Source organism: Armatimonadota bacterium, assembly GCA_022563855.1.
Taxonomy (GTDB): Bacteria; Armatimonadota; Fimbriimonadia; order Fimbriimonadales; family Fimbriimonadaceae; genus JADFMN01.
On record JADFMN010000002.1, the window covers coordinates 1 to 21,580 of the forward strand.

Annotated in this window: 13 protein-coding genes; 6 read left to right on the forward strand and 7 right to left on the reverse strand. The window is 59.4% G+C overall.

The window, feature by feature from the left end; translation table 11 throughout:
• Positions 1-979 (forward strand): FG-GAP repeat protein (locus IH944_02560; GenBank protein ID MCH7903431.1); only part of this gene is annotated, 979 nt, incomplete at its 5' end.
• Positions 980-1,234: 255 nt separating this feature from the next.
• Here IH944_02560 and IH944_02565 read toward each other — a convergent pair.
• The 5 genes from IH944_02565 to IH944_02585 form a co-directional block, all read right to left on the reverse strand.
• A complete protein-coding gene (locus IH944_02565) occupies positions 1,235-2,125 on the reverse strand; it encodes a PD40 domain-containing protein (protein MCH7903432.1) in 891 nt (296 codons plus the stop codon).
• A 310-nt stretch (positions 2,126-2,435) separates the two neighbouring features.
• Positions 2,436-2,918, reverse strand: coding sequence for a hypothetical protein (locus tag IH944_02570; protein ID MCH7903433.1), 483 nt, complete (start codon positions 2,916-2,918; stop codon positions 2,436-2,438).
• A 120-nt stretch (positions 2,919-3,038) separates the two neighbouring features.
• Positions 3,039-4,094: a 2-oxoacid:ferredoxin oxidoreductase subunit beta gene (locus IH944_02575; GenBank protein MCH7903434.1), complete on the reverse strand. Its 1,056-nt coding sequence runs from the start codon at positions 4,092-4,094 to the stop codon at positions 3,039-3,041.
• 154 nt (positions 4,095-4,248) lie between these two features.
• A complete protein-coding gene (locus tag IH944_02580) occupies positions 4,249-6,156 on the reverse strand; it encodes a 2-oxoacid:acceptor oxidoreductase subunit alpha (protein ID MCH7903435.1) in 1,908 nt (635 codons plus the stop codon).
• Positions 6,153-7,967 carry an FAD-dependent oxidoreductase gene (locus IH944_02585; protein ID MCH7903436.1) on the reverse strand — a complete coding sequence of 605 codons (1,815 nt, stop codon included), beginning with the start codon at positions 7,965-7,967 and terminating at the stop codon, positions 6,153-6,155. The genes IH944_02580 and IH944_02585 overlap by 4 nt, the downstream gene beginning before the upstream one ends.
• Before the next feature lie 235 nt (positions 7,968-8,202).
• Between IH944_02585 and IH944_02590 the strand changes: the two genes are divergently transcribed.
• Together IH944_02590 and IH944_02595 are read left to right on the forward strand one after the other, a co-directional pair.
• Positions 8,203-8,664, forward strand: coding sequence for a hypothetical protein (locus IH944_02590; protein ID MCH7903437.1), 462 nt, complete (start codon positions 8,203-8,205; stop codon positions 8,662-8,664).
• 382 nt (positions 8,665-9,046) lie between these two features.
• Complete coding sequence (locus tag IH944_02595) at positions 9,047-9,253, forward strand: hypothetical protein (GenBank protein MCH7903438.1); 207 nt, start codon at positions 9,047-9,049, stop codon at positions 9,251-9,253.
• On the opposite strand, the gene IH944_02600 is transcribed toward IH944_02595, so the two are convergent.
• On the reverse strand, positions 9,218-13,177 hold the full coding sequence (locus IH944_02600) for a caspase family protein (protein ID MCH7903439.1): 3,960 nt from the start codon (positions 13,175-13,177) through the stop codon (positions 9,218-9,220). The two genes, IH944_02595 and IH944_02600, sit on opposite strands and share 36 nt — an antisense overlap.
• A gap of 275 nt (positions 13,178-13,452) precedes the next feature.
• On the opposite strand from IH944_02600, the gene IH944_02605 reads away from it, so the two are divergent.
• Positions 13,453-14,067 (forward strand): hypothetical protein, encoded by a 615-nt coding sequence (locus tag IH944_02605; GenBank protein MCH7903440.1) that lies wholly within the window; start codon positions 13,453-13,455, stop codon positions 14,065-14,067.
• Positions 14,068-14,367: 300 nt separating this feature from the next.
• On the opposite strand, the gene IH944_02610 is transcribed toward IH944_02605, so the two are convergent.
• Positions 14,368-18,087 (reverse strand): tetratricopeptide repeat protein, encoded by a 3,720-nt coding sequence (locus tag IH944_02610; protein ID MCH7903441.1) that lies wholly within the window; start codon positions 18,085-18,087, stop codon positions 14,368-14,370.
• A gap of 244 nt (positions 18,088-18,331) precedes the next feature.
• Here IH944_02610 and IH944_02615 point away from each other — a divergent pair, with 244 nt between their 5' ends.
• Positions 18,332-20,446 (forward strand): caspase family protein, encoded by a 2,115-nt coding sequence (locus IH944_02615; protein ID MCH7903442.1) that lies wholly within the window; start codon positions 18,332-18,334, stop codon positions 20,444-20,446.
• A gap of 17 nt (positions 20,447-20,463) precedes the next feature.
• Entirely contained in the window at positions 20,464-21,537 is a 1,074-nt protein-coding gene (locus IH944_02620; GenBank protein ID MCH7903443.1) for a hypothetical protein, read from the forward strand.
• The last annotated feature ends 43 nt before the right edge of the window (positions 21,538-21,580 follow it).

Below are 21,580 nucleotides of genomic sequence, written 5' to 3' on the forward strand. Positions count from 1 at the left end.
TCTGGATGGCGACGGCGTGGGCGACCTGGCCGTGGGCGCACTGGGCGATGACGACGGGGGCTTCGACCGCGGCGCGGTATGGGTCCTGTTCCTCAACCCCGATGGCACCGTCAACTCCCACCAGAAGATCAGCGACACCCAAGGCGGCTTCACCGGCATCCTGGATGATGGGGATAACTTCGGCTTCTCGCTGGCCTCGCTGGGTGATCTCGACGGCGACGGCGTGGCCGACCTGGCCGTCGGGGCAATCGGCGATGACGACGGGGGGGCCAACCGCGGTGCGGTGTGGATCCTGTTCCTCAACACGGACGGCACGGTCAAGTCCCACCAGAAGATCAGCGACACGCAGGGCGGCTTTACCGGCCCGCTGGATAATGGCGATGTCTTCGGCATCACGGTGGCCTCGCTGGGTGACCTCGACGGCGACGGAATCGGCGACCTGGCCGTGGGGGCCCAGGCCGATGACGACGGGGGCCCGGACCGCGGCGCGGTGTGGATTCTGTTCCTCGACGGCGCGCGCGAAATCACGCCCGACAGTTTCTCCCTGTTCCGCGGGATGCTGACCGGCGGCGGGCTGAGCGACCTGTTCGCCAGCGAAGACAGTTGGATGACGGTTTTGCCGGGGATCACGCTGAACCAGGCTGAGCGACAAGTGCAGCTCGTCATCGTCGGAACTTCTCCGACTGAGACGCCGAGCGAGCTTCGGATCAGAGTGGAGGCGCACGCCGAGATCAACAACATCGGACAGTGGATCGAGCTGTGGAACTACGACACTAACTCGTACGAGCAAGTCGACTTCATGATCGCGACGACGGTCGACTCGATCGTCGAAGTGAGCATCACGACAAATCCAGAGCGCTTCATACAGGCGGGCACGAAGGAGATGAAGGCGAAGATCAGCTACAAAGAAGCTGGGATTGTACTCTTCTTCCCGTGGCTGATCAGCTTCGACCAGACCGTGTGGGCTATCGTCCCGTAGACGACTGACCGACGAATACCCCTTGAGGCCGGGAGGGACGGGGACACGGTGTGGCATGGGCTGCCAGCCCATGAGTAGTTCGGGCTTCTAGCCCGAGTCGGGGATCTGGGGCAGGATGCCCCAGCCACTCACGGCCAGGATGGCCGTGCTACGTTAATACCCTCCACACTGCGAGTGCCGAGGGATGAACCCCCCCCGGCTGGGTCTTGCAACCGTCAGCCGCGACCACCCCGGGCGTCATGGGGCAGAAACCTCCTATCGTTTCTGCCGGAGCGCGAAGGAAGGCGAGAAATCATCTTCCTCGTTATCCGTCAACCGCGTCTGACCTGTTCCGTCCGCGTTCATGACGTAGATCTCATAGTTGCCGTCGCGATTGCTGGCAAACGCGATCTTGGAACCGTCCGGGCTGAACGAGGGAGCTTCGTCTTGCGCCGCGTTGTTCGTGAGCCGAGCCGCCGGGCCGTCCAAGTTCACCACGTAGATCTCTCTGTTGCCGTGGCGGTCGGACGCGAACGCGATCTTTGAGCCGTCCGGGCTGAAAGCGGGCGTGCCGTCGGCGGCAGGGTTGTTCGTCAGGCGGTCAACACGGGAGCCGTCCGCATTTGCGATGTAGAGCTCCAAGTTATCGTTGTGGAGTCTCATGAACACGATCAAAGAACCGTCCGGGCTGAAGGTGGGTTCGAGATCTATCTCAGGCGCGGTCGCCAACTTCGTCTGTCCAGAGCCGTCAAGATTCATGACGTAGATCTCAAACATCCCATCGCGGTCGGATATGAACGCGATCTTCGAGCCGTCCGGACTGAACGCAGGCATGGACTCGTTGGCAGGGGTGTTCGTCACCCGCGTCTTTCCTGAGCCGTCCGCATTCATGACGTAGATCTCGGAGTTCCCGTCGCGCATGGAACTGAAAGCGATCCTCGACCCGTCCGGGCTGAACGCAGGGGAGGAATCGTTAGCCTCGTTATTCGTCAATCGCGTCTGACCTGTCCCGTCCGCGTTCATGACGTAGATTTCGGAGTTCCCGTCGCGCATGGAACTGAAAACGATCCTGGCTCCATGGTCGATGCCTCGACTCTCGCTGCTATCGTTGCATCCCAGCAACGGGACAACCAAACCGACGACTAACAGAACAGGGCACCTCTTCATTGATGAGACCTTCTTACTCGCCCCAGCTTCCACAGAACTCAAGGTTGGACACTGACTGATTGTACCGAAGATCCGCCAGTCCTCCGCCCTCTCTCAAGGTTGGGCGCTATCGCACCCGAACCCACCACCCCTTGAGCCGCGAGGGGCAGGGGGACAAACCCTCGGTACGGGTGTAGCATGGGCTTCTAGCCCATGAGTAGTTCGGGCTTCCAGCCCGAATCCGGCGGCTTGGGCAAGATGCCCAAGCTACTCACGGCCATGATGGCCGTGCCACGTTCATCGGCGCCGCCGCTCTCACCGCACACACCACTCACCAGGGCCACCAATCCTTGATCCGTGCCCAGAGGGACGGGTACCGCGGCTTGACGACGATGTAGGAAGCGTATGAAGAAAATAGGAGCCCGGTTTTAGCGCCTTGCATGACATGAATCGATTCGATGCTCTTGAAGTCCTCATTAAGAATGAGCTTGTCCGAAGCACCGTACGGCGGTTCTGCAGCTTTGCTACTGATCATGCACTCTTGGCAAGAATTGCGGAGCATAGCAACAAGGTCCGTGAACTCTGCATCGCTCAGCACCTCGGCCTGGTAAAAGCGAGTTCCATCTGACATTATAAGATGGGTTGCCTCGTATTCCTCCCTGTGCTCAAAGCCATACTTGTCGATAACCTCACTGAGCGTCGCCTCCATTTTCGCGTCGGCAGAATGCCCTTCCATGACGAGCATCACAACGGTAAACAGAACGACGAAACCCACCTCGCTAACGATCCACCAGAAATTCCTCTTCTTCCGCACTCTAATTAGTATGCAACGAATCGGCGACTGCTGGCCGTGATTCTGACCCTCGACACTGCGAGTGTCGAGGGTCAGAATCCGCGGCCATCCCTGTGCTGCAAACCCCCGCTCACACGACGATTACCGGAATCGCTCCTGCAGCTTGTCTAGCTCGGCGCTGCCGGGGCAGAGGTCGGCGAGGGGGATCTTGACCAGCGGTTCGGGGACCGTGCTCATCTGCTCGTGCATGTCGCGCGAGTCCGTGCTGACGAACAGCAGCCCGGTCGGCACCTCGCCGGCGCGCTGGTGGGCGCGGATGTGCGAATAAGCCCGGTCACGGTCGGTGGGGTCGTAGTCGGCGGAGACCTTGCGCAGCGTGATCCAGCTCTCGTCGTGCAACTGTAGCCTCAGCCGCTGTCCGTCGCCGTACTCTGCCGTGATCTCCTCGCGCGGCGCGACCAGGTTTGCCCCGACGAGCTCGATCTGATGCTTGCGCATGTACGCGTAGCTCTTCGTCGAACCGACGTGGTCGTTGAACGTCACGCACGGCGAGATCACGTCCACGAACGCAAACCCTTTGTGCATCATTCCTGCCTTCAGGATCGGTACGAGCTGCTCCTTGTCGCCCGAAAAACTGCGCGCGACGAACGTCGCACCAAGGCTGAGCGCCATCAGCACGCTGTCGATCGACGCCATCGTGTTCGGAACGCCGCGCTTGCTGGTGGATCCGGGGTCAGCCGACGCCGAGAACTGTCCTTTCGTCAGGCCGTAGACGCCGTTGTTCTCCAGCACGTACAGAAGGTTCAGGTTGCGCCGCATTGCGTGGCATAGTTGACCGAGTCCGATCGACAGCGAGTCTCCGTCGCCGGAGATGCCGATCATCATCAGATCTCTGTTCGCCGCAGACGCCCCAGTGGCGACGGCGGGCATCCGCCCGTGCACGCTGTTGAAACCGTGCGCCTCTCGTAAGAAGTACGCCGGCGTTTTCGAAGAGCACCCGATCCCCGACATCTTCGCCACCTTGTGAGGTTCGACGTCGAGTTCATAAAACGTCTGGATGATCGCCGCCGTGATCGAATCGTGCCCGCACCCGGCGCACAGTGTTGTAACGGTGCCCTCATAGTCGCGCCTGGTCAGCCCAACAGCGTTGCGCTTGAGCGACGGGTGGTGGACCTTGGGCTTAGCGGTCTTTTTCATGCGTTACTCCGGAGTTGGCAGATTGCAGTTGGCAGGCGGCAGGCGGGAAGGGTCGAGGGTCTAGGGTCTAGGGACAAATCCGGACCAATCCGATCCAACCCGAACCACCCCGAACCAACTGCAATCTGCAAACTGCCAACTGAAAACTCGTTTCTCATGCGTAGCTCCTTATCTTGCCGTTGATGCCCTCAAGGACGTGGTGCGCGCTCATGGGGAACCCCGCGTAGTACCGCACCGAGTCGAGCTTCGCCTGCTCGACGCCGGTTTCCAATAACAGCAGACTGCGGAGTTGGCCGTCCCGGTTCTGCTCAACGACGAAGTTCTTTTCGTGCGCGTCGAGGAACTCGCGAACGTCGTCTCCAAACGGGAAACCGCGCACGCGCATGTAGTCGGCGATGACCCCTTCATCGGCAAGCCGATCCATCGCCTCGACGCACGCCGCGTGGCAGCCGCCGACGGTGACGATGCCGAAGGTCGCCCCCTTGTTCCGCTTGATCAAGGGCGCGGGAACGGCCTTTGCAGCTCCTTGGATCTTGCGCGCGATTCGGTCGAGCACGTCTTGGTATTCGTCTGCGTCCTCAGTGTAGGCGCCGTACTTGTTGTGCCCCGATCCGCGGGTGAAGTACGCGCCCTTGGGGTGCTGGCCCGGCAGCGTTCGGTACGGGATACCGTCACCGTCGACATCGAGATACCGGTAGAACTTGTCCGGGGACTTTTCCTGGCCGTGCGGTTCTAATTCTGAGTTCTGAGAATTTGGTTCGGATTCGACCCTAGACCGTTGACCCTCGACCCTCGACCCCGTCCCGTGCCAACTGCCCTCTTCCAACTGCTCTGGCGTCAGCACTTTGCCTCGGTCGGGCACGTATGCGTCGTCCCACTCGAGCTTCGGAATCATCCAGTCGTTCATTCCGATGTCGAGGTCGCTCAGCACCAGGACGGGCGTTTGGTACCGCTCCGCGAGGTCGAACGACGCGACGGCCATCTCGAACGCCTCGCGCGGATCTGAAGGGTAGAGGCAGATGTGCTTCGTGTCGCCGTGCGACGCGTAAGCGCACAGTAGCAGATCGCCCTGCTGGGTCCGCGTAGGCATGCCCGTCGACGGACCGACGCGCTGGACGTCGAACACGACCGCCGGCACCTCCGCGTAGTACGCCAGGCCTAGTATCTCGCTCATCAGCGAGATGCCGGGGCCCGACGTGGGGGTGAATGCGCGCGCGCCGGCCCACGAGGCGCCGACCACCATGCCGATCGCCGCAAGTTCGTCCTCCGCTTGGAGAGTCGCAAAGAGCTTCTTCTGCGTTTTGGGGTCCTTGCGGTACTTGTGGCAGAACGTGTTGAACGCCTCCATCAACGAGGACGAGGGGGTGATGGGATACCAAGCGCCGACCGTCGCACCTGCGTAGAGGCACCCCAGCGCGGCGGTCGTGTTGCCGTCGATGAGGATTGAGTCCTTCGTGGCGTCCAACGGCTCCAGTTTGATGGGGAGCGGGCAGGAGAAATTGGCCTTGGCGTAGCTGTAGCCCAGGTCGATCGCCTTCTGGTTCCATTCGAGCAGCTCGGGCTTTTTGCCGAACTTCTCCTTTGTCAAACCGACGAGGATCTCGGTGTCGATGCCGAAGAGCGCGGCCAGAACCCCGGCATACGCGATGTTCTTCAGCAGGATGCGTTCCCGGAAGCCCCTGAATTCGGCGATGCACATCTCCGACAGGGGCACGCCAAGGTAAACGATGTCGGAACGGCGTCCTTCCTCGGCGAGCGGCCACGTCGAATCGTAAAGCAGCCAGCCGCCAGGCTGCACCTCCGCGACGTCGTCGTCGAAGGTGGCCTTGTTGAACGCCGCGATCAGGTCAAACACGGGGGTGCGCGCGGTGTAGCCGTCTTTGCTGACGCGGATCTCGTACCAAGTGGGCAGCCCCTGGATGTTCGATGGGAACAGGTTCTTCCCGGTGACCGGCACGCCCATGCGGAAGATCGCCTGCATGATGAGGCCGTTGGCGCTGGTCGATCCAGTGCCGTTGACCGTGGCGATCTTGAACGCGAAGTCGTTGGTCTTGGATTTCATTTCGCGGGTGCGGGTTCGGCGGCGGGCAGAGTTTTTTCGGGCACCGGCTGGCCAGCGTACGGCAGCTGAAGGATGGACTTTCGCATGTCGAACGCGTGGGTCGGGCACCGGTCGGCGCAAAGGCCGCAGTGCAGGCAGATGTTCTCGTCCTTGACCATCACGCGGCCCGTCTGCTTGAGTGCGCCCGACACGAACAGCGGTTGATCGTGGACGTCGGCGGGTGCGATCAGCCGGCTGCGCAGGTCCGTTTCATCGCCGTTGTTCGTGATCGTCAGGCAGTCGGTCGGGCAGACGTCGATGCAGGCGTCGCACTCGATGCAAAGCGACTCGGTGAAGTGCGTCTGGATGTCGCAGTTCATGCACCGTTCGACCTCGACTTTCGCCTGCTCCATCGTGAACCCCTCCTCGACCTCGATCGTCATCTTCAGAAATCGCTCGGGCATCTCGATGTGGGTCATCTTCTGCCGCTTTGCCGGGTCGTAGTCGTTGCTGTACGACCACTCGTGCAGACCCATGCTGGTGCTCGAAAGCGTCTGGCCCTGCGGCAGACGATCATCGACGGATTTGCCGTTGCAGTAGTTATGGATCGAGATCGCCGCCTGGTGCCCGTGCTCAACGGCCCAGATGATGTTCTTCGGGCCGAACGCCGCGTCGCCGCCGGAAAAAACGCCTTCGCGGGTGTACATGAACGTCGTCTCGTCCACTTCGGGCATGTCCCACTTGTTGAACTCGATGCCGATGTCCCGCTCGATCCACGGGAACGCGTTCTCCTGGCCGATCGCGACGATCACCGTGTCGCAAGGGATGACGACGTGGCCCGCAGGCTCTTGCACGAGCTTGCCGTCTATCTCGACGGACGTGAACTTCTCGAACTCCATGCCCACGAGCGTGCTGTTCTCGAGCACGAACTGGACGGGCGAAAGGTTTTCCAGAATTTCAACATGCTCCTCCTCGGCGTCTTCTAACTCCCACGGCGAGGCCTTGAAGTACTTGCGGGTTTTGCGCGCGACGACCTTGACGTCTTTTGCTCCGAGTCTCTTGGCAGAGCGACAGCAGTCCATCGCGGTGTTGCCTACGCCGATGATGAGCACCCTTTCGCCGACCGAATCGACGTGTTCGAAATGGATGGACTCGAGCCACTCGATCCCGATGAACACTTGGTCCGAGTCGTGCCGGCCCGGTATGTCCAACTCCCTGCCCTTCGGGGCGCCGGTGCCGACGAACACCGCGTCGAACTCTTTGGAGTCGAGGAGTTTCTTGAGGCTCTTGATGGGCGTGTCGTAGAGGACCTTCACGCCCATGTCGATGATGTAGGCGATCTCCTCGTCCAGCACCTCTGCTGGGAGCCGGAAGGCGGGGATGTTGATTCGCATGAGCCCGCCCGGAAGCGGCAGCGCCTCGAAAAGGGTCACGTCGTAGCCGAGCGGTATGAGGTCGTTGGCAACGGTCAGAGAGGCAGGCCCCGCACCGATGAGGGCTATCTTCTTGCCGTTCTTCTTCTTGGGGGCTTTCGGCAGGCGGTTACGAATGTCCGACTTGTTGTCTGCCGCAACGCGCTTTAGCCGGCAGATCGCGACGGGCTTTCCTTCTACGCGGACGCGGCGGCAAGCCGGTTCGCAAGGTCGGTCGCACGTTCGCCCGAGGATGCCGGGGAAAACGTTCGACTCGCGGTTCAGCATGTACGAGTCGTCGAAGCGCCCTTGAGCGATAAGCCGGATATATTCGGGTACGTTCGTGTGGGCCGGGCATGCCCATTGGCAGTCCACGACCTGGTGGTAATAGTCGGGCTTGTCAACGTCTGTGCGCTGCATGCCACCCTAATTATGACTTATACGGCGCGGGTTGGCGGCATTCAGCGGAGCCGAGTTCAAAACCCACGCGGTTTTACGCCCTATTGCCGCCGATAGTGGCCATCTCAACGCACGACGGACCGCCTGTGAAAGGGAGCGAGAATAGACATATCGTTACAAGAGTCAACTCTCCATCATTTTCCCACTGTAGGGATCGTAGGTAATGAGCCAAATTAACGATTGACAGCTAGGGAAAATGCTTGAGACAAGACAGGGATCGTTCAACAAAGTCGGGCAAGGACAGCCCGAGGACACAAGCGATAACGGTGACGAAACGGCGCAGACTCAGCACGGTTGCCCTGTTCTGGGCCGCCTGATCGTAGCAGGAGCTAACTTTCGAACAGCCAACCTCGCGGTTCGTAGTTCGCTCGCGATCACGGAGCATTGCCTAGGGCCGTTCTTGAGGGGTTTGCAAGAGCAGGGCGTTGAAGAGTGCTTCGCGCTTTCGACTTGCAACCGGGTCGAAGTGTACGCTCTGACCCCGAGAAACGAGATCGTCCTCAAAGCGCTATCCGACAGGTGTGGGAGTCCGTTCGGATCGGTGCGCGACCAGCTCTACGTCCACGCTGGCACGGACGCGATCAAGCATCTGTTGCGTGTCGTTTGGCCTCGAATTGCACAGGCGATCATGTCAGCCATCGTCGCGAAGCGGCACTGAATGTCATCAAAGATGATCCGCTTCTGAGACGCCTAAGAACCGAAACGTCTGATTCTGAATCGGAACCGCCAATCACAGGAAGCTGCCATACAGTCTGTCTCGATTTGTTGCGAGCGATGGTTCCACGAATCGGATGACACGTGCAGCGCACACGTCGACTTGGCGGTCGATCGCGTCGATCAGGCACGGATCGAGTGCGGGCATTGCAAGGGCATCTTCTTGCAAAGTTCAGAGTGCCAGGCACAGATGGTGACTGGACCGCGATATGACCGCGCCTCGTTCAAATATCCCAAGGACTAAGCGTTACCCAGCAAAGGCAGCCATAAAGGAGGACTTTTATGGGACCTGGTCACATGGAACAGGGGTGCGCATCTGTGGAGGCATGAAAAACCTAGAACTAATCCACGATCCGAAGAACACGCCGACCGAGAGCGAGACCGTTCGACTGGTCCTTTCGCAAGACGAGGCGCTCGCGCTCTTCATCTCACTGGCTCTTGCGCCGACCGCAAACCCGTCGAACCTCGACGAAGTCCTTGTCCGCCTGTGTGGTGATCTACGCCGCTCGTGGAGCGTTGAAGCCGTGGGCTAGGAGGACGTTGCGAGAACTTCTCGCAATGCGCGGCGCTCGGCCAATCCCGAGACGACTGAGGCAAAGTAGCGGCAAAGCACGCATTGACATTCGTATAGGAAGAGGCGTAGTTGTCACGTGCACAGCGTTCATCGCCGGCTTCATGTTCGTCTCACCAGCGCGGCGAGGCTTCGCGTGATCTTCAGCGATGATGACCGCAGCCTTGTTCCAGATTTCCTCAGCTACCTTCACGACGTCCGTTTCATCGGTGACCAGGACGAACTCTTCTATCGGTGACGGCTCTAATGCTCCCTCTAGTGGATCGGACCAACGGTCAACGAAGACGGTGACCGTCAGCGTGCCATTTAAGAGAGAGTACTTGCCTCCGACGACGTATGCGCCGGGATGTTCGTCCACTTTCCAGACCGAGACGCCAGGATTTCCGCCTCGTGTTCCAGAGCTCTTATCGAGTGCGTTTATCGCCTTTGCCAACCCGAGCGTGTCGTTGAGCCTTCGGTCGTTCTCGTCTGGGAAGGGGAGCGAAGGCAGCACGACAGGCCTCGGCTCTTCGAGACGGACCTTTGCGCGAACGACGTCGTTCATGACTCCGACGTCGAACGTGCGCGCTCCGTACTTGACCGACTTCAGCTCGGGCTTCTGGACTCCGCCGATGCCGGCCTCGCGCGTGAGCTGGGGAACGCGGTCCTCGGCGTACGAGAACCAGGCGAACAGGTCGATGAACTTGGTCTCGCCGTCCGTCCTCAAGATGCCGTCGTCCCTCTTGAGCCCTTCGAGCAGGCTGTAGGTGAGCAGCCCCTGGCCGTAGACGCTCGCCTCGTAGCTGACGGAGTTTGCTGCGCAACCGGCGAGCACGAACACTCCCCCGCGGTCCTTGAGCCGCTCCCAGCTGCGCTTGAGGTCTCCCGTCACGCTCTTGTCCTCGCTCAGGGATGCGACCGCTCCCGCCGGGCACGTGTCGAGCACGAGGGCTTGCTTGGCCGCCGGCACGTCCAGCATCCACGCGCTCAGCTCGGCGCCGGTGATGGTCTTGCGGGCGACGTCCGCCGAGAGGAGCTGCAGGTTCGCGTCGGCGGCGTCCGCCGTCAGATAGTAGTACTCGTCGCTCGCCGAGCCCGCGCTGACGCCGTGGCCCGAGAGGAACACGATGAAGATGTCCGTCAATCTGGCGGTCTCGCTGATCTTCTCAAACGCCGCTTTGATGTTCTCTTTGGTGGCGGGCTTTGCGCCGTCCTCGATTTCGTCGCTGACGAGCAGGTGCGTCTCGACGTTCTCCTCGCCGACCCATGCCACTGCTGCTGCGGTCGTGGCGTCTGCGAAGTCCCGCGCGTCCTTCGCGGCGAACTTCAGATCCATCCCGTTGCCGACGTAGTCCGACACGCCGGCCGCCAGTATGTACACCTTGGGCTTGTGCGCGGTGGTCACGGGAGGGGGCGGCACGTTGACCGGCTTGGAGCGGCTGCTCCAGTACTGCTTGTTGCCGACAGCTTCGGCGTCGTAGTTGTACGCCTCTGCGCGGATGTTGTTCGTGACTCCTTCGGCAAGATCCCACTCAGGAATGAGCAACCGAGAGTATCTCTTCTCGCTCGTATCGATAATAAAGGTGAACTCGTCTTTCGAGGGGTTGTTCGGCCGTTTGCGCAAGACGCTCTTTCCGTTGAGGAACACCTCGACCGCGCCGATTCCGCCGCCGCGATTGCGAGCGGTCACTGTCACGATGTCGCCGTTCCTTTCGACCGTCGTCGATGGGAACAGCTTGAGCGCGCGCTCTTGGATGGGGATGGGCAGGGCTCTTTCAGCTTCGCGGTACCCCACGACCTGAGCGAACAGCCCTGGAGTGTAGTACTCGTCCTTCAACTGGTCGAGGTCGATAGATTCCAGGATGCCGCGCCCGGAGTCGGTGTAAACCCAGTACAGGTCGTCCGTGTTACCGGTGTTGCTGAGGTCGTACCGACCGTCAGGCGTCGTGACGGCCCATCCTCCGCCTTCGAACGACACGAGGGCGCAAACCTCCTCTCCCGTCTCGGTCTTCCAGACCCTGATCGTGTTGTCTAGCGAGAGCGTGACAATATGCGAGTCGTCTTGTGTAAAGAACGCTTGAAGAACTACTCTACTATGCCCCGACAGTACAGCAAGCGAACTTCCAGTCTCTGCGTCCCACACTCGGGCGGTATTGTCGCTCGAAGACGTCAGAATCTTCGAGCCGTCATGGGAGTAGACGGCCGAGTAAACGGAATCTGTATGACCAAGAAAATTCTTTATCGGGCCGCTTTTAGTTTCTGCGTTCCAAGTTTGAACTTCACCATTCCAATAGCCTGTAACGACTCTAGAGCCATCGGGAGAATACTGGCGAGCGGTCGCAGCTTCCAAGTGTTCCCAATTCACCAGATCTCCAGTGGAGAAATCGTAGGATGTGAGATAGAATCCCTGGTTCATGATAATCGAACCATCTGGAGAAAAATGGGGGTCGTCGAAATACTCGTCAGAGATTATTCGTTGCTGCCTGGAAATCTCGGCGTCATATTCGTATTGTTGCCCTCCCCTCTGCCTTGTCCAGACGTGGACGACGCTGCACATGCTAGCAAGAAATCGCGAGCCCTCGCTTGAAAACTCGACATGGTTGACGTTCCTTCTGTCTTCGTGGGTGCGGTAATCTGATTCAGACAGAATTGAGTCCTCAAGAGCTACAAGATCCATTGTCTGGATCAGAGAGCCTGTCTCTGCATCTCGAATTCTGACGACTCCCCGATCATCACCGGTTGCGATGAAAGTGCCGTCCAGTGATACTGCAACAGACTGGCAATCTTCGGCGTACTGCAAAGTTCTGTAGGAGAAATCGGCATTCCACACGTGAACGCCTCCGCTGCCAGTGATGAAGAATGAACCGTCTTCACTTATACTTAGAGATCGCTGCCGTGATACTCGGCTTGCCTGGATTCTACCAAAGCCTGTCGAGAGGTAGTTGTAAGATGCAAATGGTGCCCTAGTACCGACGCTCAGGAGAGTTCCATCCAAGGCGAAGTCAACGTCCCAGACATATTCCAATTGAGAATCAATTTGGTCTAGCAATCGTCCCGAGGCTGAATCCCAGACTCGCACGACGTCAGTCGCAGACGAGGTCGTGGCGAACTTTGAACTGTCCGGTGCAAAGGCGATCTTATCGAAGGAGCGAAGCGGATCCTCAATGGTGTACAGCAGCTTCCAATTCGCTGTGGCCCAAGCGCGCACGATCGCAGGTTTAGACATTGTTCGGTTTAGTTCGCCAGCAATGACGATCATCGAACCGTCCGGAGAGAACACTACGGAATTGACCTCGTTTCCGCAGTGCAAAGCATTGACTTGGCTCCTGCTTTCCGTGTTCAAGATGCGTACGATTCCGCCAGTGCCAGCGTTGGCGAGCATCGATCCGTCAGGGGAAACTGCTCCGTCGTTTGCAGCGTAGTTGACTTCGTCCAATAGGGCGCCAGTCGTTCGATTCCAGAACCGAGTCGCACCTAAGCTGCCGCCGGTAACAACGATCGTGCCGTCTCGCGATAGCTCAGCCCATGTGGCTTCTTCTGTCACGTCCCACTCCAACGTCAACAATCTTTCGCCTGTCGTTGCGGACCAAACTATAACTTCCATGTCAGAACAAGAAACGATCGACCGTCCGTCACCTGAGTACCGGACCGAGGTGATCGCTGATAGATGATAATCCGTATGGCCAGCAAGTGCGAACAGCTGGCGTCCAGTTCTGCTCTCCCAAATTCGAACGACACTATCTTTACCAGCCGTTGCGTACTGCGAGCCGTCTGGAGACACGTCAATACTATAGAAACCGCCGCTGTGTCCGGTCTGCACCATCAGCGACATAGTTGGTCCATCATCTGCCTGGATAGTCGGTGAAGTGAGACCAGCCGCGGCCAAGAGCAAACAAATCACTATCATCTAGACCCTCGATCTAAGACTCAGTCTATCACTTCACTCAGAAGATGGCCCACTTTGCCGGTCATGGATCAGTATTGCGAACAGCTGATTACATCGACCGAGCGCCAAGGAGCACATCAGCCTGTGCGGAACGGCGCGCCGAGGAAACCCTGTTCGATCGCTAACCCCATGGCGCCGATCTCGGCCATAGCTTCCAGCCTCGTGCCCGGTCGTCTCCTGGGACCTTTCGCCACCGTGGTCATACGCGCTGCGCATTCGCATCTAGCAAGGGCGTTATGAACAACATCACAACCCGAATCAAGTCAATCTTTGCAGTTTCCCTCCTCGCAGCCACCATGGTTGCCGGAGCAACGACCCCGACGCTTCAAGCGTCCGACAATCGCGAGGCGTTCGGCGAAGCCTATAGCTACGCGAGCCTCGTATTCGAGGTCTACAGCGCCGTCTACGACGAGGATGGCCGCGAAGACGCTGCCGCCCACATGCTGGAGTACGCAAATGCCTACGCCAACGATGAGTACCGGCTAGCCATCGAGCAGGCGGTCGGCCAGATCGAGTGGACCGAAGAAGGAGTCGAGCCGGTGCTCGACCTGATCACGTACAGCTCGATAGAGTATCTGTATTCGCTCGACGACGAGCAGCTGTGGTACAGCGATTTCGGCCTGAATCTCACAGCGTTCCTCATCTCATTGACGGTCGGAGACTTGGACTGGATCGTAGAGGCCCTTGAAGACCTGGCGGCTACCCTCGGCATGGCTCCTGATGAGATCGAGCCCTTCCTCGCCCCTGTGCTGACCGCTCTAGGCGATCTGGTATCTGACGACGACATGAACACGGACGAGATACTGACGATGCTCGACGAGCTCGAGCTGGTCGCAAGGAGCAATCAGTGATAACGTGACGATCAGAAATACGCGCTCACAGGAGTCTGCCGGAGGCAGACTCCCTTCTCTATTTGGAACCGTTTGCTAACCGGTGCCTCGACCATTCATGCTATGGCGATTAATGATGCCTGCGGCTGGCCCCGAGCTGGTCGAAGTGTTGTGTGCCGCGTACCAGCACGAGGCCGAAAATCATAAATCGTATACGTCCAATACGACATATAGTCCTTTCTTCTGCAGAAGCATAATCGGAGCATGAGCAGCCTGAAAGTCCGAGGGCAGTGGTCCGCGGCCAGGCGGGAGCAGGACCGCCTATCGCCAATCCCCAACGAGCATGAACGGCGCCCAGTGGAACGGGTGCCGCCATGTCGCGTCTTCGCGGACCGACGCCATCGCGCGCTGCAGGGCGACGTCCTTCGCCGCGCCCTTTAGCAGCTCCGTGTAGAACGCGACCATCAGATCTGAAGTGCTGTCGTCTTGAACGCTCCACAGGCTCACGACGATGCTGCGCGCGCCCGCGTACTGCAGCGCGCGCGTAAGGCCGACCACGCCCTCGTTCTTGGTGGTTTCGCCGAGCGCGGTCTCGCACGCGCTGAGCACTACGAGGTCTGCGTTTAATCGGAAGCTCTCGAATATCTCCCAGGCCTGCAAGATGCCGTCATCGTCATCCGATGCCAACAGTGCGATGCCGGACGCTAGCGGGTCTTCGTCGTCCAGCAACCCGTGGCTGGCGAAGTGTACGATGCGCGCCTTTGCGGACAGCTTCTTCGCCTCCGTCTCAGTCGCCTTCGTGCCCAGACGGACTACCGCGGCGTCGCCGAACAGCGCGGCGATGGACTCCACTTCCAGCAGCGTGAACGGAAGGCGGGACAGCTCCTGTTGCCTTAGCTGGCTGCGCCGTGTGCGAAAGTTCTCGTCGGCCTCTGCCTCCTGCCCGTTGGAATGCTCTCCGTACGCGGGATCGCCGAAGGCGAGCAGCTCGTACTCATACTCCTTCGGGGATTCCTCCCACTGCAGGCGGGTCTCCGCGTAGACCGTCATCGAGACGATGGTGTGCAGAGGCTTCGTTTCTCCGAAGAAGCGGGCGTTTGCGAGGGCCCGAGGATCCTCCTTGTCCGCTAATGCCCCTACTCCCGCGAACTCGCTGCGTCTTTGTCCTGAACGCCAGCCGCCCCGCGCGGTTTCACTTTGGCTGCTTTTGCTCGTGCTGGCATCTTTGACATTGGCGACCAGCGCAGCGAACGGCAGGTTGTGGAGGGGGCCGTCGGGACAGACAAGGACGCGCTCGGCTTTTTCTATTTCGGACTCGGCTGGCCGGACCAGAAGGTCGTAGAGCCCCTTTCCTTTCTGCACGACCGCCCCCAGCGCAACGATCGCGTATCTGAAATCGGTGACGAGCTGCTGCAGTTCCTCGGCGCCGACGTTCAAACGGTACAGCTTGAGGCCGAACTCTCTTTCCTTTCGGGGTTTTTCACCGCCCAGGAGCGTGAAGAGGTAGGTCTCCTCCTTGTCCACGAAATAGGTGAGCAGCAACGTCCCCTCATCGAGCGCCGCCTGCGAACCTTCGAGGTCGAGGGGTTGCGGGTACTGGACCGACGCGTACTTCGGCGACTGCCTGCGGAACTCGGCGTCCAGCTCGCGCTGCTGGACGCCGAGCCTCAGTATTTCCGCCCGCAGATCCTCTGCCTCAGGCGAGCCGGCTCCGCCGGCGAGCTTGGCGAGCATGGAGTAGGTGGAAGCCCTCCTCGCGTCAATTTCGTCCTGTTCTTCAACCAGCTCTTGCGGCGCGTCTGCCGCGAAGTCCAATCCTCGCTCGCTGATCTCGTCCAACAGCCCGCGTGCGCGGCTCCGCTCGACAAGGTCGAAGGCCGCAGTTCCATCCGCGAGCGCCACGTGCGCGCGGACCAGCAGCGCATACGCCGTGAATTTACTACCCAGCAACAGAGAACGGGCCTCAGCGGAGCGTATCTGCTGCCTCTGCGACTCGATGATCTCGATCGCTTGCGAGTAGTACTGAACTGCATCGGCGAAGTTATCCGTGCCGTATGCGACAACGCCCAGGTTCTTGAGGCTGTCGGCCACGTCTAACGAATCGGGAGCGAGACGCTCATAGATTGCCAGCGCGCGTCTTTCATACTCCTCCGCCGCCTGCAGATCCCCACTCTCCCATGCTACGTGACCCAGACTGCTGAGGGTCGACGCCACGTCGAGCGAATCGGGAGCCAGACGCTCCTTGATCGCGAGCGCACGCTTGTGATACTCCTCCTCCGCCTCAAGGTTTCCACGAGATCCCGCGATGACTCCCAAGTTGTGTAGGCTCGCGGCAACGTGGAGCGAATCGGGAGCGACACGCTCGTAAACTGCCATCGCGCGTTTGTCATACTCCGCCGCCGCCTGCAGATCCCCGCGCGCCCATGCCACGTTGCCCAGGTTGTTGAGGCTAGCGGCCACGTCTAGTGAATCGGGAGCGAGACGCTCATAAGTTGCCAGTGCGCGCTTGTAATACTCTTCGGCCGCCTGTAAGTCGCCAAGATCGTACGCGACGATACCCATGTTGTTGTAGGTATCTGCCACGTCGAAAGAATCTGGAGTAAGACGCTCTTGAATCGCTAGCGCGCGCCTGTAATACTCCTCCGCCGCCTGGAAGTTGCCACGGTCGGCGGCGACGATGCCCAGGCTAAAGAGGCTTGCGGCCACGGCGAGCGAATTGGGGGCGAGACGCTCCCTAATCGCCAGCGCGCGGCTGTAGTACTCCTCCGCCCCCTGAAGGTCGCCACGGTTGGAAGCGACGTTGCCCAGGTTGTTGAGGCTCATTGCCACGTCGAGCGAACCGGGGGCCAGACGTTCTTTGATTTCCAACGCACGCGCGTAATAGTTCTCCGCCGCCTGTAGGTTCCCTCGGCCACCTGCGGCGATCCCCAGGTTGTTGAGGCTCGCGGCAACGGCGAGCGAATTGGGAGCGAGACGCTCTCTGATCTCCAGTGTTAGCAGGAAATACGATTCCGCTGCGCCTGGGTCGCCGCGCATGTCTGCGATGATGCCCAGGTTGTTGAGGCTTGCGGCCACGCCGAGCGAATTGGGAGCGAGACGCTCCTTGATTTCCAGCGAGCGCTCGTAATACTCCTCTGCCGCCTGCAGGTTCCCTCGGCCGCGTGCGGCGATCCCCAGGTTGTTGAGGCTTGCGGCCAAGGCGAGCGAATCGGGAGCGAGACGCTCCCTGATCTCCAGTGCGCGCAGGAAATACGATTCCACTGCCCGAGGGTCGCCACGCATGTCTGCGATGATGCCCACACTCGTTAACATGTCCGCTAACCAGAGTTCGTATCCTGCACTTTCACTTGCTTCGCAAGCTTTGTCATACCACTCCTTGGCCGCCTCAAAATCATTCAGGTTCCGGCTGCATCGACCGAGGGATGACAGAACATCCGATACTGCCGCCATATCTCCGCTATCCGACAACAGTTCCAGAGCGTGCTTGTTGGATTTAAGCGCCTTTTCCCAGTTCCGCTGGTCGAACGAGACCCCGGCCACCCGGCGATATAGCCAGGCCGCAGACGTTTTGTCGACCTCTCTCTCCGCCAGATCCGCTGCCTCGGTCCATTTCGCGATCGCCTCATCCACAACGCCCGACTCGAGCAGCGAAGAGCCTTCGGAGTACAGCGCCAGTACCTCGGGCGAAAGATCGGGCCGGACCTTGACGCCCAATGGCCTCAGCGGCACCTGCAGGCTCAGCGTCTCATCCCCTCGCCGCAGTCGCAACTCCACGCTATCTGGACCGAACGTGTTCTCCTCCAACGCCTCCAGCTTCGCTGGCGAGGTCAGCGGCTTGCCGTCATACTCCAGCAGCCGGTCCTCGACCTCGATCCCCGCCTTCTCCCCCGTGGAGCCCGCCTCCACGCTCTCCACGATCAGCCCCTTCACCAGCACGGCCTGCGACAGGTCGCTTCCAACCGAGAATAGGCCCGAGGCAGACAAGGACGCACAAGCAACGGCGATCCCAGCAGCCAGCGTCGGCAGTATCCGCATCATCATCCCTCCACCGTTACACGAATAAGATAGTCCATGCTGGCTGAGAAGTCAAGAACGTTCGGCGTTTAGGCTATGAATGCAGCCCATGCGAGCACCGTGCGCCGCTCCGGCATCGCTGTGACCGGCAGTGGCGGCGTATCTTCGGTCGGTAAGGATGTCATGGACGCTCTATGGTAATAAAAACGCAATAGGTATATACTCGATCTGAGGTGCCAGGCTGGCGACTGAAGCGTCAAAGGAAAACGTAATGCGAATCGCTCAATCAGTCCTCGCGCGTCTCCATCGGCCAGCGCTGGCCCTGTGTGGTTCCGTCATTCTCGTGGCGCTGACCGCCACCTCTCTGCCGGCCACGAATCCCGTTTCGCGGGATTTGGCAACGGAGCCCACCAAGATCGCCATATTGATCGGCGTCTCTTACAAATTGTGTGAAGGCAATCCCAAAATGCTACACACCGCGCAAGATGTCGAGGCGCTGAAAGTCGTTTTAGAGAAGGAGCGGTTCGGATTCCAGGTGTTCACTTTTGTCACTCCAGAAGAAACCACAAAGGATGCAATCCTGAACGGAATCAGAGACATCGCCAAGAAACACGTCAAGCCGGGCGGAGTGCTGTTCATTCATTTTTCCGGCCATGGCAAACAGGTCCGCGATGAGAGCGGCGACGAGGCGATCGACGGAAAAGACGAGGCGTTCGTACCGTCTGACGTCTGGCAGGACGGAGTGAAGAAGCGGTACATACTCGATGACGACATTGCCGTGCTGCTAAAGGAGCTAGAACAGTTTCAAACACTGCAAACGTTGCTCACGTTCGACAGCTGCTTCTCTGGTTCGATGATGCGCGGTGGACCGCTGGCGCGGGGCGATATCGACCAAGAGTCAGCCGGTGATGCAATCGTGGATACAAGCTTTCTGCTTGACGAGATGTCGGGTGCGATAGTCATGTCGGCCGCTCGATCGAACGAAAGGGCGTATGAGCTTAGGAATGAAAAGATCGGAGCGTTTACGTTCGCGCTGGCGTCTGCACTGGAGTCTTCCGCTGGTCCAGACACCACGATTGAAGAAATTCTCGGAAAGGTAAGACGAGTCCTGATGTCGAAGGGGCACACCCAGGAGCCCCAGGTCGAGGGCGACAGAACCAGAATCATTTTTGCTGGGGGCACAAAGCAGCGTCCGACTAGCTGGCCTGCGGGGTTAAACGGCAACACCGTTCTGCTCCGGGCGGGCACAGTGCACGGGATCACAGTCGGCAGCGTACTGCTAGGATGCCAACTCGGCACATTCAGTCCCAACGATGACGATGAAGCCGTCATCGGTAAGTTTGAGGTCACGAAAGCTGGGATGCTGGAGTCGGAACTCGAGCCGCTCGATAAGGGCATTTTTGACTCGATACCGAAGAAGTTCGTCACCTTCATGTATGAGCGGTCTGTCGCGACAGATCAAACGCGTGTTTACTCCGACATAGAAGAACTGCGGCTAGCCTTGTCGCAGCGGCTTGACGATAAGAGGTTCGCCGTAACTGCCGACGACCTTATTGCAGACTTATCGATCGTGCCAGCCAGCGAGCAGGGGAGCGGTCGCGTGTCGCTAGCGAGATTTGGCGCAGTTATTCCGCTGATCCAGGCAGATAAGAGCTATGTGACCTCAGTTGATCCAAACACGGATGAAGGCATCGGTATTCTCACGGATGCGATCAATAGGTTCAGGCTAGCGCAAAGGTTTGCCGTGCTGGAGAATCCGGAGGAGACCCGGCTCGTCTCGCTACTCCGCGTCACTCCTTGCGCGGTCGAGTACCGGACGCTCGAGTATGACGTCTCCGGCGGAGAAACAAAGGAGGGAAGATTCTTGTGCTATGTTGCCGACTTACCAAGACAGTCTGGAAACGCCGACAAAGCGGTCGTAATGGAGCCGGGTAGCTACTTTACGATCAGAGTCAAGAACCTGTCTCCACGTGAAACGTACTACCATATTCTATCGATCGATCCTGCGTTTAGCACTCATGTTCTCTGGCCTCCTAGAAACCAAAGCAACGAACCAGCCCAACCACTGGATGAACTTGCGATCAAAGATGACTTGGTCGGCTGGAAACAGTTCATGGTCAATCGGGAAGTTCGAGGAACAGTCGTAGGAAAAGTAGCGTTGTATAAAGTCGGCGAAGCGGGCGGAAACGAGACTATCAAAGTGATTCTCGCCACCCGTGACATTGGAATTCACGGGGCTATCGCAGGGACCGGGCCTCGCAGGGGCGACGCGTTGAGCTCGCTGCTGCAAGATGCTCTACCGGGCACGCAGCGCACTTCCCCGTTACGAGGCTGGGGCGCGACCGAGATGACGTTCGTCGTTGGCAAGAAGCGTCCGGCCGACTAGCCGCCGCAGTATTGGCCATGAGTCATGCAACTCTAGAACTCCAATGGGATCCGGTCGTCTCGCGCACGCTGCGAGACGACCAGGGATTGATCGATGAGATCGAATTCGAGAGCCTTATCGAGCGCCATGTCGTTCCTCTTGCTGGTCGCGTGCTGAAGAGCCGCTTTGGCGGTTTTCCAAGCCGCGGTCCAAACGTGCGAATGACTGTGGAAGAGGACATGGCAGACCTTGAGGGCGAATGCGTTCGGCTCGTCATTCAGAGAATCCGCACGGCAGCGGCGGGCGATGCGGATGTGATCCAAAACCTTGATGGGTATGTAGCGAAGACCGCGCACCGCGTGTTCGACGAGTACTTGCGCCGCAAAAGCCCGTTGCGCAGTTCCATCAGTAACAAGCTGCGGTATCTGTTGCGAAACCGGACAGGGCTTGCGTTGTGGACCGATTCCGAAGGCGGGCTTGTCTCGGGATTCGAACAGTGGAAAGCAGAGCAGGTTTCTGTGAAGGGTCGCATCCGCCTGCGCGCGGAGCGTGACGCCAACGCCGTACTCCAGGCGGTTTTCGCAGCCGGAGAAGACCCAAAGGACTTTCAGGCGCTTGCAGTCTGGCTGCTGCGCGAGAACGGCGGGCCTGCGAGCTTTAGCGATCTCGTTGCCTCGATCGCGCTCGTAACGGGAACTGTCGACCAAGAGCCGGTGTCTCACGAAGACCTTGGTGCCGGCCATGCCGAAGACATCGTTTCTTCCGGTATATCCGGTCCCGACGTCCTGACTGAGATGAGGCAGCAGCTTGAACTGCTATGGAGCGAACTGTGTGGACTCCCTGTGAATCAGCGTTGCGCGATACTGTTGAACCTTCGAGACCATCGCGGCAAGGGCATCGTCGCTCTCTTGCCGATTCTCGACGTAGCGAGCCTGGATCAGATCGCGGAGGCGCTTGAAACTAACCTCGACGATCTCCGGTCCTTCTGGGACGATCTTCCGCTCGATGATTCGGCGATAGCCGAACGGATCGGCGTAACCCCAGTACAGGTGATTGGGCTCAGGCGGGCGGGGCGGGCGAGGCTGCATAGAAGAATGGAGGCGAAAAATTGAAAAAAGTCTCGACCGGTGGTCATATCGCGCATTTGTTCGCATC